Origin of the sequence: Paraburkholderia sp. Tr-20389 (genome assembly GCF_017104565.1) — a bacterium.
In the GTDB taxonomy this organism is placed as follows: Bacteria; Pseudomonadota; Gammaproteobacteria; order Burkholderiales; family Burkholderiaceae; genus Paraburkholderia.
Genome location: NZ_JAAGPD010000038.1, coordinates 82,755 through 97,515 on the forward strand (window position 1 = coordinate 82,755; position 14,761 = coordinate 97,515).

Genomic DNA, 14,761 nt, shown 5'->3' on the forward strand with positions numbered 1-14,761 from the left:
AACTTGCGTTCGACGGCGCGCGCCGGAAATGCGTCAGTCCTCATGCGGGCCGTCGTGGCTCGCATCGTCTGCTGCGTGGTTTCCTGAAGCCGTGCCGCCCTCCATTCCGTCGCCCTGTTTGCTGCGGTTTCGGCTATTGCTACGCCGCCGTCGTTTTCTGGGCGCCCGGTCCTTCCCGCCTTGCGAAAGCAGTGCTTCGCGCGCAGCGGCGTCTCCTTCGATGAACTCCGTCCACCACGAACCGACCGCTTCATCCAGTTCGCCCGATTCGCAGCGCAACAGGAGGAAATCATACCCCGCTCTAAATCTTTGGTGTTCCAGCAGCTTCAGCGCGCTACGGCCCGAACGCTTTTCGAGGCGATGCTGCAGGCCCCAGATCTCGCGCATGTCCGACGAGAAGCGCTTGTGAATGGCGAGCTTTTCGGTCTGCATGTCGAGCACGTCGTCCATCGCGCGATGCAGCGCAGGCACCGGGTATTCGCCGTTCGCCTCGTATTGCTGCCAGCGTTGCTGCATGTCGTGCCACAGCAGCGTCGCGAACAGGAAGCCCGGCGACACCGGCTTGCCGGCGCGCACGCGCGCGTCGGTGTTGTTCAGTGCGAGCGTGATGAACTTCTCGCCGTGCGGCTGTTCCAGCACGACGTCGAGTAGCGGCAGCAGGCCGTGATGCAGACCTTCCTTGCGCAGACGCTGCAGGCACGCGAGCGCGTGACCCGACAGCAGCAGCTTGAGCATCTCGTCGAACAGCCGCGCGGCGGGCACGTTGTTGATCAGGTCGGCGAGTTCGGTGATCGGCGCGCGGGTGGCTTCGTCGATTTCGAAGTCGAGCTTCGCCGCGAAACGCACGACGCGCAGCATGCGCACCGGGTCTTCGCGATAGCGCGTGGCGGGGTCGCCGATCATGCGCAGCAGGCGCGCGCGAACGTCGGCCATGCCGTTGTGATAGTCGAGCACCGTCTGCGTTGCGGGATCGTAGTACATCGCGTTGACGGTGAAGTCGCGGCGCGTAGCGTCTTCGTGCTGCTCGCCCCAGACGTTGTCGCGCAGCACGCGGCCGCTTGCGTCGACGGCATGCGTGCGCCGGTCCAGTTCGTCGCGCTTCAGGCGGCGAGGCGGGGGCGAGTCGGCGGGCGGCGCGTCCACGAGTGCGCGGAAGGTCGACGTTTCGATGATCTCCTGGCCGAACTGCACGTGCACGATCTGAAAGCGCCGGCCGATGATGCGCGCGCGGCGGAACAGCTTCTGCACCTGTTCGGGCGTGGCGTCGGTGGCGACGTCGAAGTCCTTCGGCGCGATGCCGAGCAGCAGATCGCGCACCGCGCCGCCGACGATGAACGCGCGAAAGCCAGCCTGCTGCAGGCCTTCCGTCACGCGGATGGCGTTGCGCGAAATCAGCGACGGGTCGATGCCGTGAATATCGGAGGAGATGATGACGGGCGCGTCGGGCTCGCTGGCGACAGCAGTGGCCGCGGCCGGCTTGCGGCGCGAGCCGCCTTTCGATGACCTGGGAGTCGAGCGGACCGTGTGCGGGCGCTCGTCGAAGGAGGAGTCGTCGGATTCCGTGGAAGGCGCGGCCTCGTCAGCGGGCTCCGCGTCCTGTCCGAACAGCTTGCGAATGAGTTTCTTGATCACGTGGGTTGAAAGAGTTCGAGGATGCGCCAGCCTTGCTTCTGCGCATGCGCGCGCAGGGTGTCGTCCGGGTTGGTCGCGATCGGGTCGGTGACCTTTTCGAGCAGCGGGATGTCGTTATGCGAATCGCTGTAGAAATAGCTGCGCTCGAAGTCCGACCATGATTTGCCCAGCGACGCGAGCCATTCTTCCGTGCGCACGATCTTGCCTTCACGGTAGCTCGGCGTGCCTTTCGGGAAGCCCGTGTAGTCCGATGCCGGATGGCCGTCGACCGTTTCCACTTCGCACGCGATCAGCTTGTCGATGCCGAACACTTCGGCGATGGGCGCGGTGATGAACTCGTTGGTCGCGGTGACCATGCAGCACAGGTCGCCCGCGTCGAGGTGCTTCTGCACGAGTTCCATCGCGGCGGGCACGATGGCCGGCTTGATCACTTCGTGCATGTATTGGTCGTGCCACGTTTTCAGCTGCGAGCGCGGGTATTTCGCCAGCGGCGTCAGCATCGCGACCAGATAGGCATGAATGTCGAGCTTGCCGGCCTTGTAGTCGGCAAAGAAGCGATCGTTTTCACGCGCGAAACTTTCGGCTTCGACAATGCCGAGTTTCACCATGAAGCGGCCCCATTCGTGGTCGCTGTCGGTGGGAATGAGCGTGTGATCGAGGTCGAAGAGAGCGAGATTAGCCATGGGGGACTATTTTACTTGAAGCGGATGACGAGGCTTGCAGAGCCGCGCGTCGCGGGCTGTCGCTGCTGCCGCCCGCATTATCGGGCGAGGCGAGCATCGTGCGCAGCAACGGGAGCGTGACGGCGCGTTTCTGTTCGAGTGAAAAGCGGTCCAGCGCGTCGAGCAAGGACATCAGGCTCGGCATGTCGCGGCGGAAATGCGTGAGCAGGTAGGCGGGCACGTCGTCGGCGAGATTGATGCCGCGCTCGCGCGCGGCACGCTTGAGCACGGCCGCCTTGCCTTCGTCGGCGAGGGGCGCGACGTGGAACACGAGGCCCCAGCCCATGCGCGTGCGCAGGTCTTCGCGCACTTCCAGGCCCATCGGCGGGGCGTTGCCCGTGACGACGAGCGCGCTGGTCGGATGCGCGCGCACTTCGTTGACGAGATTGAACAGCGCGATCTGCTGCGCGCCCGAAAGACGGTCGCACTCGTCGACGGCATACAGCGCGACGGTGGGATCGAACGTGAACGCGGCGAGGCTGCTCTGCGGGCCGGCATAGCGCGCATGGCCGGGCGGCGCTTCGTGTACGAGCGCCTCCAGCAGATGCGTGCGGCCGCTGCCCGTCTCGCCCCAGATATAGAACGTGCGGTCCGCGACGGGGCCGGCCGCGAGCGCCGCGTCCAGCTCGCGCAGGCGCGTGACCAGCTCGGCGTTGGCGCCGGCGAAGAAGTTGTCGAATGTCGATGGCGGCGGGGTGCCGAGATCGAGCGTCAGTTGGCGCGACACAATAGTTAAGCCGTAAATAAGCCCTAATAACCCGTTACGTGACCCGGTTGGCGATCAGTTCTTGTAAAGCGAACTCGACAGATAGCTCTGCCGCAGCTCGCGAAACGCGACCGAGAGTATCGCGCTGACGGGCAGCGCGAGCAGCACGCCAAAAAAGCCGAACAGCTGGCCGAACGCGAGCAGGGCGAAGATCACCGCGAGCGGATGCAGGCCGATCCGTTCGCCGACCAGTCTCGGCGTCAGGAAGAAACTTTCGAGTATCTGACCGACGCCGTAGATCACCGCGACGGCGCCGAAGCCGTACCAGTTGCCGAACTGCAGCAGCGCGGCGAGGAGCGCGAGCGCAAGGCCTGTCGCGAAGCCGAGATACGGGATGAACACAGCGAGTCCGGTAAAGATGCCCACGGGCAGCGCGATTTCGAAACCGGCGATATACAGCGCGGCCGCGTAGAAGACGGCGAGCACGCCCATCACGAGGAGCTGGCCGCGCAGGTATTGCGACAGCATGTGATCCATGTCGCGCGCGAGATGGATCGTCTTCGCGAACCAGCGGCGCGGGATGAAGCCACGCACGCGCGCGAGCATCGCGTTCCAGTCGTACAGCAGATAGAACAGCACGAGCGGCACCATCACCACGTTGCCGACCACCGTGAGCATCACGTTCGAGCTGGTGCGGATCGACGTCCACGCGTACAGCGCGACCGTCTGCGCGCTGCCTTCGAGCTGGCCCATCACCATGTCTCGGACGCTGGCGAAATCGAGCGAGTCGCTCACGCCCAGCACGGCGAGCTTCGGCGTGAGCCAGCCATGCAGGTGCGAGAAGAACACCGGCACCTGCTGCTTGAGCTGCGGCACTTCCTTCTGGATCACGCCCAGCACGAGCAGCCCGAGCAGCGTGACGATCGCGACGAAAAAAAGGATCATCAGCGACGCGGCGAGGCCGCGCGGCACGCGGCGGCGCGTCATCCACGCGACGCCCGGCTGCAGGATATAGGCGAGGATCGCGCCGAGCAGGAACGGCGTGAGCACGGGGCTCAACAGCCAGAGCAGAATGCCCACGGCAAGCGCAATGGCAAGCCAGATAAAGGCGCGGCGCTGGTACGGCGTGAGGATCGGACTGTTTTGCTGCAAGGCGGATTTCCCAGGTGTCGTGTCGGCGTCTCAAATTCCAGCCACGCGGCCGGCATCGGGTAAAATCGCATTTTACCGACCTTCGAGCACTCCCCCCATGAATCAACCGAAATCCGCTCCGAATTCACCTGATTCGGCCCAAGGTTTGTCGTATCGGGACGCAGGCGTGGACATCGACGCGGGCGACGCCCTGGTCGACGCGATCAAGCCCTTTGCCAAGAAGACGCTGCGCGACGGCGTGCTGGGCGGCATCGGCGGTTTCGGCGCGCTGTTCGAGGTGCCGAAGAAGTACAAGGAGCCGGTGCTGGTTTCGGGTACGGACGGCGTCGGTACGAAGCTTCGGCTGGCATTCCAGCTGAACCGGCACGACACGGTGGGCCAGGACCTCGTCGCGATGAGCGTCAACGACATTCTGGTGCAAGGCGCCGAGCCGCTGTTCTTCCTCGACTATTTCGCATGCGGCAAGCTGGACGTCGGCACGGCGGCGACGGTCGTCAAGGGCATCGCGCAGGGTTGCGAGCTGGCTGGCTGCGCGCTGATCGGCGGCGAGACGGCTGAGATGCCGGGCATGTATCCGGATGGCGAATACGATCTGGCGGGCTTCGCGGTTGGTGCTGTGGAGAAGAGCAAGATCATCGACGGCAGCAAGATCGTGCCGGGCGACGTCGTGCTGGGTCTCGCGTCGAGCGGCATTCATTCGAACGGTTATTCGCTGGTGCGCAAGATCATCGAGCGCGCGCAGCCCGATCTGAACGCCGACTTCGACGGCCGCACGCTGGCCGAGGCGCTGATGGCGCCGACGCACATCTACGTGAAGCCGCTGCTGGCGCTGATGCAGCAACTCGAAGTGAAGGGCATGGCGCACATCACGGGCGGCGGTCTGGTCGAGAATATCCCGCGCGTATTGCGCGAGGGCTTGACGGCTGAGCTGGATCATCGCGCGTGGCCGCTGCCGCCGCTGTTTGCATGGCTGCAGAAGCATGGCGGTGTGGCTGATGCTGAGATGCATCGCGTGTTCAATTGCGGTATCGGGATGGCTGTGATTGTTTCTGCCGCTGATGCCGATGCCGCTACTGGGCTTCTGGCTGCCGCCGGTGAGCAGGTCTGGAAGATTGGTACCGTTCGTCAGAGCAAGGAAGGTGAGGCGCAGACCGTCGTGGTTTGATGCGCTTTCTTCGGCGCGCGGGTTTGGTTTTTTTTCGCTGGCATCCGCGTGATGTCTCTGGTTTGCTGGCGTTGCCCCTGTGCGGGGCGGCACCTACTTTTCTTTGCAGCGGCAAAGAAAAGTAGGCAAAAGAAAGCCGCTCACACCGCCAGCTTTTGTACTTGCCCGCGGGCCCCCTACGGGTCCCGCACTCCACACGGCAACACTTTGTTTTGCTCCCGTTGCCAGCGCCTCGAACAGGCGCATCACCCACTCCAGTCACCCGTAGCGCAGCTAGCGGCAGCGATTCGTCTGCGCCGCCCAGGTGGCAAACGGTGTGTAGGTTGTCGCGCCGTATGCGTTGGCGATCCTACGACACCGATCTGTTTTTCAGTCCGGAGTGGTGCACTTCCATCGCGACAGCCTACACACCGTTTGCCACCTGGGCGGCGGTAGACGTCTGGTAACGCAGTCGGCGACGCGGGAGTATGAAGCGGGTGATGCGTGCAGGTAGCCCGCTGGCAACGGGCGCAAACAAGTGGGTTGCCGCGTGAAGCGTAAGAACCGTCGGGGGCCCGCAGGCAAAAACAAGGACTGGCGGTGTGAGCCCGCTTTCTTTGCTTACTTTCTTTGCGGCGGCAAAGAAAGTAAGTGCCGCCCCGCACAGGGGCAACGCCAGCAAACCAGAGACAAAACGCGGACGCCAGCGAAGAAAAAAAACCGGCAACGCCGCGCCGCAGGCAAAAAACGCCGACTGAGTCGCAGACAAAAACAAAAAACCTACCCAGCAATAACGCGCTCGATAGCCTGCAAGGCCAACCCAGTAACATCGCCTGCGCAGCAATCAACAACAACACGTTCGGGCATCGCCCGCAGCCAGGTAAGCTGCCGCTTGCACAGTTGCCGCGTCGCAAAGACGCCTTTATCCCGCATGGTGTCGTAATCGGTTTCGCCGTCGAGATATTCCCAGGCCTGCCGATACCCGACGCAGCGCATCGACGGCAGGCCAGGATGCAGATCGCCCCGCGCGCGCAGTCGCCTTACCTCGTCGATAAACCCATTCGCGAGCATCGCATCGAACCGCTGCGCAATACGAGCATGCAGCACGCTGCGATCGGACGGCTCCAACGCAATGGGCACAAACCGATACCGGCTCGCCAGATCATCACTGCGCGCGGGCGCAGCAAGCAACACCGACATCGGCTGCCCGGTCAGCATGAACACCTCGAGCGCTCGTTGAATCCGTTGCGAATCGTTCGGCGCGAGTCGCGCAGCCGTGATCGCATCGACCGCGGCCAGCCGCGCGTGCAGCGCCGGCCAGCCTTCGCGTGCCGCGTCGGCGTCTAGCGTCGCGCGTACCTCTGCGTCGGCGGCGGGCAGGTCGTTCAGACCTTGCGTCAGCGCCTTGTAGTACAGCATCGTGCCGCCCACAAGCAACGGCACGTTGCCGCGCGCCGTGATCTCGCCGACGAGTCGCAGCGCGTCGGCGCGGAAATCGGCGGCGGAATAGGCGTCCACGGGATCGACGATGTCGATCAGGTGATGAGGCGCGACGGCGCGTTCTTCCGCCGATGGCTTCGCAGTGCCGATGTCCATCTCGCGATAAACGAGCGCCGAGTCGACGCTGACGATCTCGACGGGCGCCCGCGCGGCGAACGCAAGCGCGGCCGCCGTTTTGCCGGAGGCGGTCGGGCCGAGGAGACAGGCGATGGGTTGCGGTGTGTGCTGCGTCATGAAAAACGTGAGCGGTTGAAAAAAACGGCGCCGCTCACTGTCCGCGCATGAACAGCCGGTCGAGATCGGCGAGCGTCAGCTGATACCAGGTCGGGCGCCCGTGATTGCATTGATCGGCGCGTTCCGTCGCTTCCATCTGGCGCAACAGCGCATTCATTTCATCGAGCGTCAGCCGCCGGTTCGCGCGCACGGCGTGATGGCACGCGAGCGTGCCGAGCAGTTCGTGCTGGCGTTCCGTCAGCACGCGCGAGCCGCCGTACGCATGCAGATCGGACAGCACCGCGCGCGCCAGCGCCTGCAAATCGGCGTCCTTCAGCAACGCGGGCACGGCACGGATCGCGATGGTCGTCGGCGACAAAACGGCAAGATCGAAGCCGAGTGCATCGAGCGTCTCACGCTCCTCTTCGACAACGCCGATTTCGACGGCATCGGCTGTCATCGACACGGGAATCAGCAACGGCTGCACCGCAATTGCGCGATCGGCGAGCGCATTCTTGAACTGCTCGTACAGGATGCGCTCGTGCGCCGCGTGCATGTCGACGATCACGAGGCCGCGCGCGTTCTGCGCGAGCACGTAGATACCGTGGATCTGGCCGAGCGCGAAGCCGAGCGGCTGTTCGTCATGTGGATTGAAGCTTTGCGGCGCGGCGGAAGGCTGGGTGGCAGCGAAGCCCGCAAAAGAGGGCGCGACGGCGCCGTCAGCCGTATCCGCGGCGTCGCGCAGTTCGAGCGAGGTCGTGCCTTGCGACGTACCCGCGCCCGCGTCCTTGCGGCCGAACAGCGCGTCATATAGCGCAAGCGGCTGCGCGACGGGCAACGTGCCTTGCGTCATGCGCGCCTGGCGCATCCAGGTGTTGCCCGGCTGCGAGCTGCCGCCGTCGCTGACCCGGAAGCCGCCGCCGAGCGGCGTCGAGCCGAACGAAGCAGGCGTGCCCGTCGAAAAAGACGATGCGGGCGACGCGGATGGCATCGGCTCGATGCGCGCCGCGTGACCGCCCGACGTCGTTTCCGGCGAAGCGCCCGCGTGCCTTGCGAGCGCGCGCTGCACGGCATGGAAAACGAACTGGTGAATCGAGCGCGAATCCCGGAAACGAACTTCGATTTTCGACGGATGCACGTTCACGTCGACGGCTTCGGGCGGCAGATCGAGGAACAGCACATACGACGGGTAGCGATCGCCGTGCAGCACGTCCTCGTACGCGGCGCGCACCGCATGCGTGAGCAGCTTGTCGCGCACGAAGCGGCCGTTGACGAAGAAATACTGCTGGTCGGCGCGTCCGCGGCTCGCGGTCGGCAGGCCGGCGCAGCCGTACACGGCAAGCGGTCCAGCCGATTCGTCGAGGGGCAGATGCGCGCCTGCGAACGTTTCGCCGAGAATCTTCGCGACGCGCGTCGCGGGATCGCTCGCGTTCCAGTGCTCGACGGCGCGCCCGTTATGCAGCACCGAAATCGCGACGTCGGGCCGTGCGAGCGCAGCGCGACGGATCATCTCAAGACAATGGCCGAGTTCCGTCTGTTCGCTCTTGAGGAACTTGCGGCGCGCGGGCGTGTTGAAGTACAGCTCGCGCACTTCGATCGTGGTGCCGCGCGTGCCCGCTGCGGGCGACAGCGCGCCCGTCTGTGCATCGATGCGCGTCGCGTGAGAAACAGTCTCAATGCGGCTCGTGATGTGCATTTCCGACACCGACGCGATCGACGCCAGCGCTTCGCCGCGAAACCCGAGCGTCGCGACGGCTTCGAGTTCGGCGAGCGAGCGGATCTTGCTCGTCGCGTGGCGCATCAACGCGAGCGCCAGTTCGCTTTCGGGAATGCCGCAGCCGTCGTCGGTGATCGAGATGCGCTTGACGCCGCCTTCGTCGAGCAGGATGCGCAGCGTCTTTGCGCCCGCATCGAGCGCGTTTTCCAGCAGTTCCTTCACGACGGACGCCGGCCGCTCGACCACTTCGCCCGCCGCGATCTGGCTGATCAACTGGTCGGGCAGCGGCTGGATGGCGCGCAACGGACGCGGCGTGAGGGCGTTTTCGGCTGCGCCGGCGTCGGGGCTCGCAGCCGCCGGAGCGGCGGGCGCGTCGGCGCGCGTTTCGGAAGATTCGGGGATCGCGGACATGGCGAAATTATAGCGATTCGTCGCAAACCATCTGAACGCGCAGATCGCGAGCGACTTTTTTTCAAGACGTCATGGCACTTTCGGTATCATGGCGCGGTCAATTTTCTGCCTACGACGCGATTCGTACCGTCATATCGCTCGCCAACAGCGCGGCGGGGCGCGATGCCCGTCACGCCAGCTATCTGCTTTTATAAGGACGACCTTTGGACACGCTGCTGCAATTCGTCAATCTTGTCCTGCACATCGACAAGTTTCTCGGAGTCTTCATTCACCAGTACGGCGCGTGGGTCTACGCGGTGCTGTTCCTGATCGTATTCTGCGAGACGGGTCTCGTCGTGCTGCCGTTCCTGCCGGGCGATTCGCTGCTGTTCATTGGCGGCGCTTTTTGCGCGACGGGCGAAATGAACATCGAATTGCTGATCGTGCTGCTGCTCGCAGCCGCCGTGCTCGGCAACACGGTGAACTACATGATCGGCCGCGCGATCGGACCGAAGGTCTTCAACTCGCACATACCCGTGCTCGAACGGTTCCTCGATCGCGAGGCGCTGCGCAAGACACACAACTTCTACGAGCGTCACGGCGGCAAGACCATCGTGCTCGCGCGTTTCATCCCCGTCGTGCGGACCTTCGCGCCGTTCGTCGCGGGCGCTTCGCAGATGAGCGTTAAACGCTTCCAGTTCTTCAACATCGCGGGTGCGCTGTTCTGGGTGCTGCTGCTCACGCTGCTTGGTTTCTTCTTCGGCAATATTCCGTTCATCCGCCAGTATCTGAATGTGATCGTGCTGGTCGGTATCGGCGCGGCCATCGTGCCCGTGGTGCTCGGCGCCCTGTGGAAAATGTTCCGCAGCAAGCGTCAGCCGTCGGGCTCGGCCGGCAATCGCACGGGCCATTGACGCACGCAAGCCGCGGGCATCCGTTCAACGCATTCAACGGATGCCCGCGCAAGGAATCGCGCAGAAGAAGGACCTTCAGGTCGCCGCGCGCCGCACCACGGGCGTTTCCGGCGTCGGATAGCCCGCTTCGCGGAAGGTATCGATGATCGCGCGGTTCGTATCGAAGTACACCTGCCAGTAGTTGTCGTTATGCGTGTAAGGCCGCACGCACAGGAGCGGCCCTTCCGGCGTGAACGACAGCACCTCGATATCCGGCGGCGGACTCTCCGAAACATTTGGAATCTTCGTGACGGCGGCGCGCAAGCGGTTCGCCGCATCGATGGGATCCACGCCGTTCGCGACCTTCGCCGTCAGTTCGACGCGCCGCACCGGTTGCGCGCTGTAGTTCGAGATCACGCCAGAAAAAATCGTGTTGTTGCCGACGATGGTCAACACGTTGTCGGGCGTGATGATCGTCGTGCCGAACAGGCCGAGTTCCTGGACCGTACCCGTCACGCCGCCCGCCGACACGAAATCGCCGACCTTGAACGGCCGCAGCACCTGCATGAAGATGCCCGCCGCGAAGTGCGCCAGCAGCCCGCCCCACGCCGTGCCGACCGCGAGACCGACGCCCGCGAGCAACGCCGCGAAAGATGTGGTCTGCACGCCGAACACCTGCAGGATCGCGAGTACCAGCAGCAGGTTCAGAAGGCCGGCGAGGATCGAGCCGAGATAGTGCGCGAGCGTCGGGTCGACTCTGCTGTTGCGCGCGAGCACTTTGCGCAGCAGGCCGATGATGAGTCCGATCACCCATCGCCCGACGATCCACAGAACGATTGCACCGAGTACCTTGATTCCGATGTCGATGCCCTGGGTCATCAGAAAGACGCGTACGGCTTCTATATCCACGATTCCCTCGCTTGAGTCGGTTGCGTATGACTGACTCGTGCATGCGACGACGCAGCGGATGCGAGGCGGATCAGCAAGGCGGACGCCGCGTCCATCGCGTGGTGCTGCACGATGTTCTTTTCCGGTACGGCGAACGGCTTGAACGGGCGGAGTTGCCCGAGATGCGAGAAACGGCGGCGCAGTTGCCGCAGCCTGCAATCATCGACTGTTATAGGTGATGGCGCGGCCCTGAGCAAGCTCTATTCCTGCTACCCAGTTGCCTGGAACGGCGGTGGCCGGTTGCACCTTGCCTAGGTGCCCACGACAGCGCGCGTGTCCGTGCGTTCGGCAGCTTTGCGGCTGCGCATGCGCGACAGGCCGATGGCGATTCCGCATGCCGTCAGATAAGCGGCGCTGCGCGTCGCGAAGGCGTCGGTCGTGCTGAACTTGCCGTAGCGCGCCTGCGAATCCGCGAACACGAGAAAGGTCAATGCCGCATCGAACAGCAGCGCGACCGCGACGAACGCAACGAACAGCAGGTAGCCGTTCGCGTAGGCGTCGGGCCTCATCTTGTTGACGACGCAACAGACGACCAGCAACGCGGCCAGAATGGCCAGGTTCGAAATCAGATCGAGCAGGAAATTGATCATGGCGGTGAGATGAAAGCGATCCTTGACGATGCCTCTCGCCATGTGCGATCGATGTGTGAAAGCCGACCCTGCGAGTAGCCGCGCGATCATTGCACGCCTTTTCATCTCGATAAATGCAAATATAGGGAGTCCGGAATAACACGTTGGCCGGGTACGACACGCTGTGATGGTTTATGACGTTTCGACGCTGCCCGGCACGCCAAATGTGAAAAAGGGTCTCCGGTTGCCCGGAGACCCTTTTGATTTCACGACGACGAACGTCTCGTTACGGTTTGACCGGCGCGGCGGGCGCGAAGTCTTCCGCGTCGACGTCGTAGCCCGATGGCTCCCAGCGGATCGCCAGCAGCGCGATGAGGCCGCACAGCGGCGCGGCCGCGATGATCCAGAACACGCGCGTATGCAGCGCTGCCGCGAGCACGGGGAAGAGGAACAGCGAGACCGTGGAACTGGCGCGCATCAGCGTCTGGTTGAAGCCGACGCCGACGCCGCGAAGCGAGGTCGGATAGCTCAAGGACGCGAACGTCATGCTGTGCGAGCCCGGCCCGAAACCCTGGCCGAACAGGAAGAGCGCGAGCATCGCGATCGCGATGGCGACCTGCGCGCCGCCGGCCGGTTTGCCGACGACGGCAAGACCGACCAGCGCGACGAGCTGGCAGGCGTAGCCGAGCACCGTCAGCTTCCACGCGCCGACCTTCGGCACCGTGCGCACCGCGATGATGCCGCCGACGAACGCAAATGCGAGGTTCAGCACGAGCGATGCGAGGATCGTCGTGAGCATCGACTGCGCGAGGAAGCTCGAGATGATGACGGGCAGACCGAACGCGACCGCGTTATAGGCGAACGACGACGCGATCGCGATCACCGTCGCGAGCACCGTGCGCTTCAGATAGACGCCTTTGAGCAGCGTGCCGTAGTTCTTCCACGATGCCGTGCGCACGTGGCTGCGTTGCGCGGCCGCGGCGGCATCCGGCGCGACGTCGGCATCGATGCCATATGAGCGCTTGAGAATCTGCGCAGCGCCCTTGAGATCGCCCTGATTCGCGGCCCAGACCGGCGATTCGCTGATATAGCGGCTGCGGATCGCGATGATGACGATGGCGGGCACGGCGCCAAAGCCGAGAATCAGACGCCATAGCAGAGGCTGGTGGCTCTCCGGCAGCGTCGCGTAGAACGCAAGCACGAGCAGATAGGACACGCTGATGGCCGCGTACCAGACGGGACACCACATCGCCACGCGTGCGGCCTTGTTGCCCTTGCCCTGCAGCCGCGAGAATTCGGCGAGAAACGCCATCGCGACGGGCAGATCGATGCCGACGCCCAGTCCCATCACGAAGCGCGCGCCGCCGAGCACCCATGCATTCGGCGCGAATGCGCAGGCGAGCGCGGCGATCACGAAGAAGAACATGTCGGCCATGAACACGCGATAGCGGCCGATACGATCCGTCAGAAAGCCGCCGAGACACGCGCCGACGATCGCGCCGAACGTGATCGCCGAAGCGACGAAGCCCGTGCCGGCGGGCGTCAGCGAGAATTCGCGCCCGACGTCCTTGAGGCCGAACGCAAGCGCGCCGAGATCGTAGGCATCGAGGAAGACGCCGCCGAGTGCGATCGCGACGACGATGCGCGCGTCGCTGCCGACGGCGGCGCCCTGGTTGACGAGTGCCGAGACGTCGGCGGCGGAGCGGATGACAGGCTTGTTATCGGCGCGGGGCGATGCCTGCGCGACGCCTGCTTCGGGCGCGAGAAGAGTGGTGGACATGCGGCGTGTGCGCGCAAAAACGCGCAAAAGGGCGAATCGTACTGGCGCCCATTCACCGCGATCAACGTTATTTTTGTTATTAGCTCATGCACACCGTCATGCGGGACGCATCACGGTGGACATGTAAGCAGGCTCGCGTCTTCAATTTTTGGTGATGCTGTGCCGATGCGCTGCGCGATAGTCGGTGGGGGAAATGGACAGGCGTTTGCGGAAGATCTTCGCGAGTCCGTCGCCGCTGCGCACGCCGCAGCGGCGCGCGATACCGTCGATCGACATGTCGGTCTCCGTCAGCAGCAGACAGCTCGCGTCGAGCCGCGCGCGCAGCAGATATTCCGACGGCGTGAGCCCGACTTGCGCCTTGAAGCGTCGCAGGAAGTTGCGCTCGCTCATCTTGGCTACTTCGGCCGCTTCCGCGACCGAGATATGCCGCGTGTAGTTCTCGCGGATCCAGTGCGCGGCCGTCGTGATCTTTCGGCTGATGCCCTTTTTTTCGTCGTCGTCGAGAATCGCGTCGAGCCGGCGCGATGCGCCCGACAGCGCGCGCTCCGACACGATCCGTGCGATCGGCGTGCCGTGATCGCGCTTGATCACGGTCAGCGCGGCCGCGATCGAACGCACGGGTGCGTCGACGTCGATGGAGGCGCCTGCCTCGATCTGCCATTGGGTTTCGTGGGCGACGGGTGCGACGGGCCTGCCCGAGGCGTCGGTTGCGCCCGGCATGCTGCGCCAGCCGCGCCGCTCGAAGGCGATATCGGCGGCGGCCAGCACGCCGAGTCCTTCGTCGAGCGCCTTGACGACGCGAATCTTCGGCGCGATTGCGCGCAACCTTCGGATCAACCGCTCGTTCGCTTTCGCGCGCGACGCGCCCGGACCGCCGACGATGAACAGCGTATCGAAGCCGTTCAGCAGCGGTCCATTGAGGCTCTCCGTCCACACGCGCAGCGAACAGCTGCTGACGACGCTGCCGCCCATTTCGGACAGCATGACGATCGAATAGGACGGTTCGACACCCGAACCCTCGTCGCCGGATTGGTCGGCTTGTGCTTCATTGGCGAGTCGAAATGCGTCAGCGAGCAGGCAAACGTCGCTAAGCGGAAATCGTTCAAAAACGAGAATACCGATGCGTTTGACCATGTGCCCGAGGTTGACGACTGCGCTCGACGAGGTTGAATCCATCCACCGACTCACCGCGTGCTCATATCGCATCGTCTGTCTCCAGTGCCGAGGACGGCGAAAGAATAAAGGTCTGCGTGCCTTGGCTCCATCATAGGCCTACGTTTTTGCTGGCTGAACGCTCAAGTCGGAAATAAACGAGAAGTTGGCAGATCGGCTCGATATTCGCGGAATACGCTGGCGTATGGATGCTTATCAATCAACTCAACGAAGAGGCGCGAG

General features: G+C 64.1%; 13 protein-coding genes. 3 read left to right on the forward strand and 10 right to left on the reverse strand.

The features are described from left to right. Nucleotides 1-33 precede the first annotated feature (33 nt). From pcnB to G3N95_RS29015, 4 genes are read right to left on the reverse strand one after another with little or no spacing between them, the layout of a single operon-like run. The gene (gene pcnB / locus G3N95_RS29000) at nucleotides 34-1,632 is read right to left on the reverse strand and encodes a polynucleotide adenylyltransferase PcnB (protein WP_205973530.1); all 1,599 of its coding nucleotides are present in this window, start codon (nucleotides 1,630-1,632) and stop codon (nucleotides 34-36) included. Then, nucleotides 1,629-2,315: an HAD family hydrolase gene (locus G3N95_RS29005; protein WP_205973531.1), complete on the reverse strand. Its 687-nt coding sequence runs from the start codon at nucleotides 2,313-2,315 to the stop codon at nucleotides 1,629-1,631. Before G3N95_RS29005 ends, pcnB begins: the two co-directional genes overlap by 4 nt. Continuing rightward, complete coding sequence (gene hda / locus G3N95_RS29010) at nucleotides 2,308-3,081, reverse strand: DnaA regulatory inactivator Hda (RefSeq protein ID WP_205973532.1); 774 nt, start codon at nucleotides 3,079-3,081, stop codon at nucleotides 2,308-2,310. Before hda ends, G3N95_RS29005 begins: the two co-directional genes overlap by 8 nt. Before the next feature lie 54 nt (nucleotides 3,082-3,135). Continuing rightward, nucleotides 3,136-4,212, reverse strand: coding sequence for an AI-2E family transporter (locus G3N95_RS29015; protein WP_205973533.1), 1,077 nt, complete (start codon nucleotides 4,210-4,212; stop codon nucleotides 3,136-3,138). Nucleotides 4,213-4,309: 97 nt separating this feature from the next. Here G3N95_RS29015 and purM point away from each other — a divergent pair, with 97 nt between their 5' ends. Together purM and G3N95_RS29025 are read left to right on the forward strand one after the other, a co-directional pair. Further along, the gene (gene purM, locus G3N95_RS29020) at nucleotides 4,310-5,377 is read left to right on the forward strand and encodes a phosphoribosylformylglycinamidine cyclo-ligase (RefSeq protein WP_205973534.1); all 1,068 of its coding nucleotides are present in this window, start codon (nucleotides 4,310-4,312) and stop codon (nucleotides 5,375-5,377) included. A gap of 581 nt (nucleotides 5,378-5,958) precedes the next feature. Beyond that, a complete protein-coding gene (locus tag G3N95_RS29025) occupies nucleotides 5,959-6,114 on the forward strand; it encodes a hypothetical protein (protein WP_205973535.1) in 156 nt (51 codons plus the stop codon). A gap of 22 nt (nucleotides 6,115-6,136) precedes the next feature. Here the strand turns inward: G3N95_RS29025 and miaA are convergent, their stop codons facing one another. Together miaA and mutL are read right to left on the reverse strand one after the other, a co-directional pair. Beyond that, entirely contained in the window at nucleotides 6,137-7,090 is a 954-nt protein-coding gene (miaA, locus tag G3N95_RS29030) for a tRNA (adenosine(37)-N6)-dimethylallyltransferase MiaA (protein WP_205973536.1), read from the reverse strand. A 34-nt stretch (nucleotides 7,091-7,124) separates the two neighbouring features. Continuing rightward, complete coding sequence (gene mutL / locus G3N95_RS29035) at nucleotides 7,125-9,197, reverse strand: DNA mismatch repair endonuclease MutL (protein ID WP_205973537.1); 2,073 nt, start codon at nucleotides 9,195-9,197, stop codon at nucleotides 7,125-7,127. Nucleotides 9,198-9,400: 203 nt separating this feature from the next. Between mutL and G3N95_RS29040 the strand changes: the two genes are divergently transcribed. After that, nucleotides 9,401-10,090 (forward strand): DedA family protein, encoded by a 690-nt coding sequence (locus tag G3N95_RS29040; RefSeq protein WP_205973538.1) that lies wholly within the window; start codon nucleotides 9,401-9,403, stop codon nucleotides 10,088-10,090. 75 nt (nucleotides 10,091-10,165) lie between these two features. On the opposite strand, the gene G3N95_RS29045 is transcribed toward G3N95_RS29040, so the two are convergent. The 4 genes from G3N95_RS29045 to G3N95_RS29060 all read right to left on the reverse strand — a co-directional run bounded on the left by G3N95_RS29045 (nucleotide 10,166) and on the right by G3N95_RS29060 (nucleotide 14,542). After that, on the reverse strand, nucleotides 10,166-10,978 hold the full coding sequence (locus G3N95_RS29045) for a mechanosensitive ion channel family protein (protein ID WP_205973539.1): 813 nt from the start codon (nucleotides 10,976-10,978) through the stop codon (nucleotides 10,166-10,168). 290 nt (nucleotides 10,979-11,268) lie between these two features. After that, nucleotides 11,269-11,649 (reverse strand): hypothetical protein, encoded by a 381-nt coding sequence (locus G3N95_RS29050; protein WP_241019013.1) that lies wholly within the window; start codon nucleotides 11,647-11,649, stop codon nucleotides 11,269-11,271. A 223-nt stretch (nucleotides 11,650-11,872) separates the two neighbouring features. Beyond that, nucleotides 11,873-13,366: an MFS transporter gene (locus G3N95_RS29055; RefSeq protein ID WP_205973541.1), complete on the reverse strand. Its 1,494-nt coding sequence runs from the start codon at nucleotides 13,364-13,366 to the stop codon at nucleotides 11,873-11,875. 141 nt (nucleotides 13,367-13,507) lie between these two features. Further along, nucleotides 13,508-14,542, reverse strand: coding sequence for a helix-turn-helix domain-containing protein (locus tag G3N95_RS29060; RefSeq protein ID WP_241019014.1), 1,035 nt, complete (start codon nucleotides 14,540-14,542; stop codon nucleotides 13,508-13,510). Between the last annotated feature and the right edge of the window lie 219 nt (nucleotides 14,543-14,761).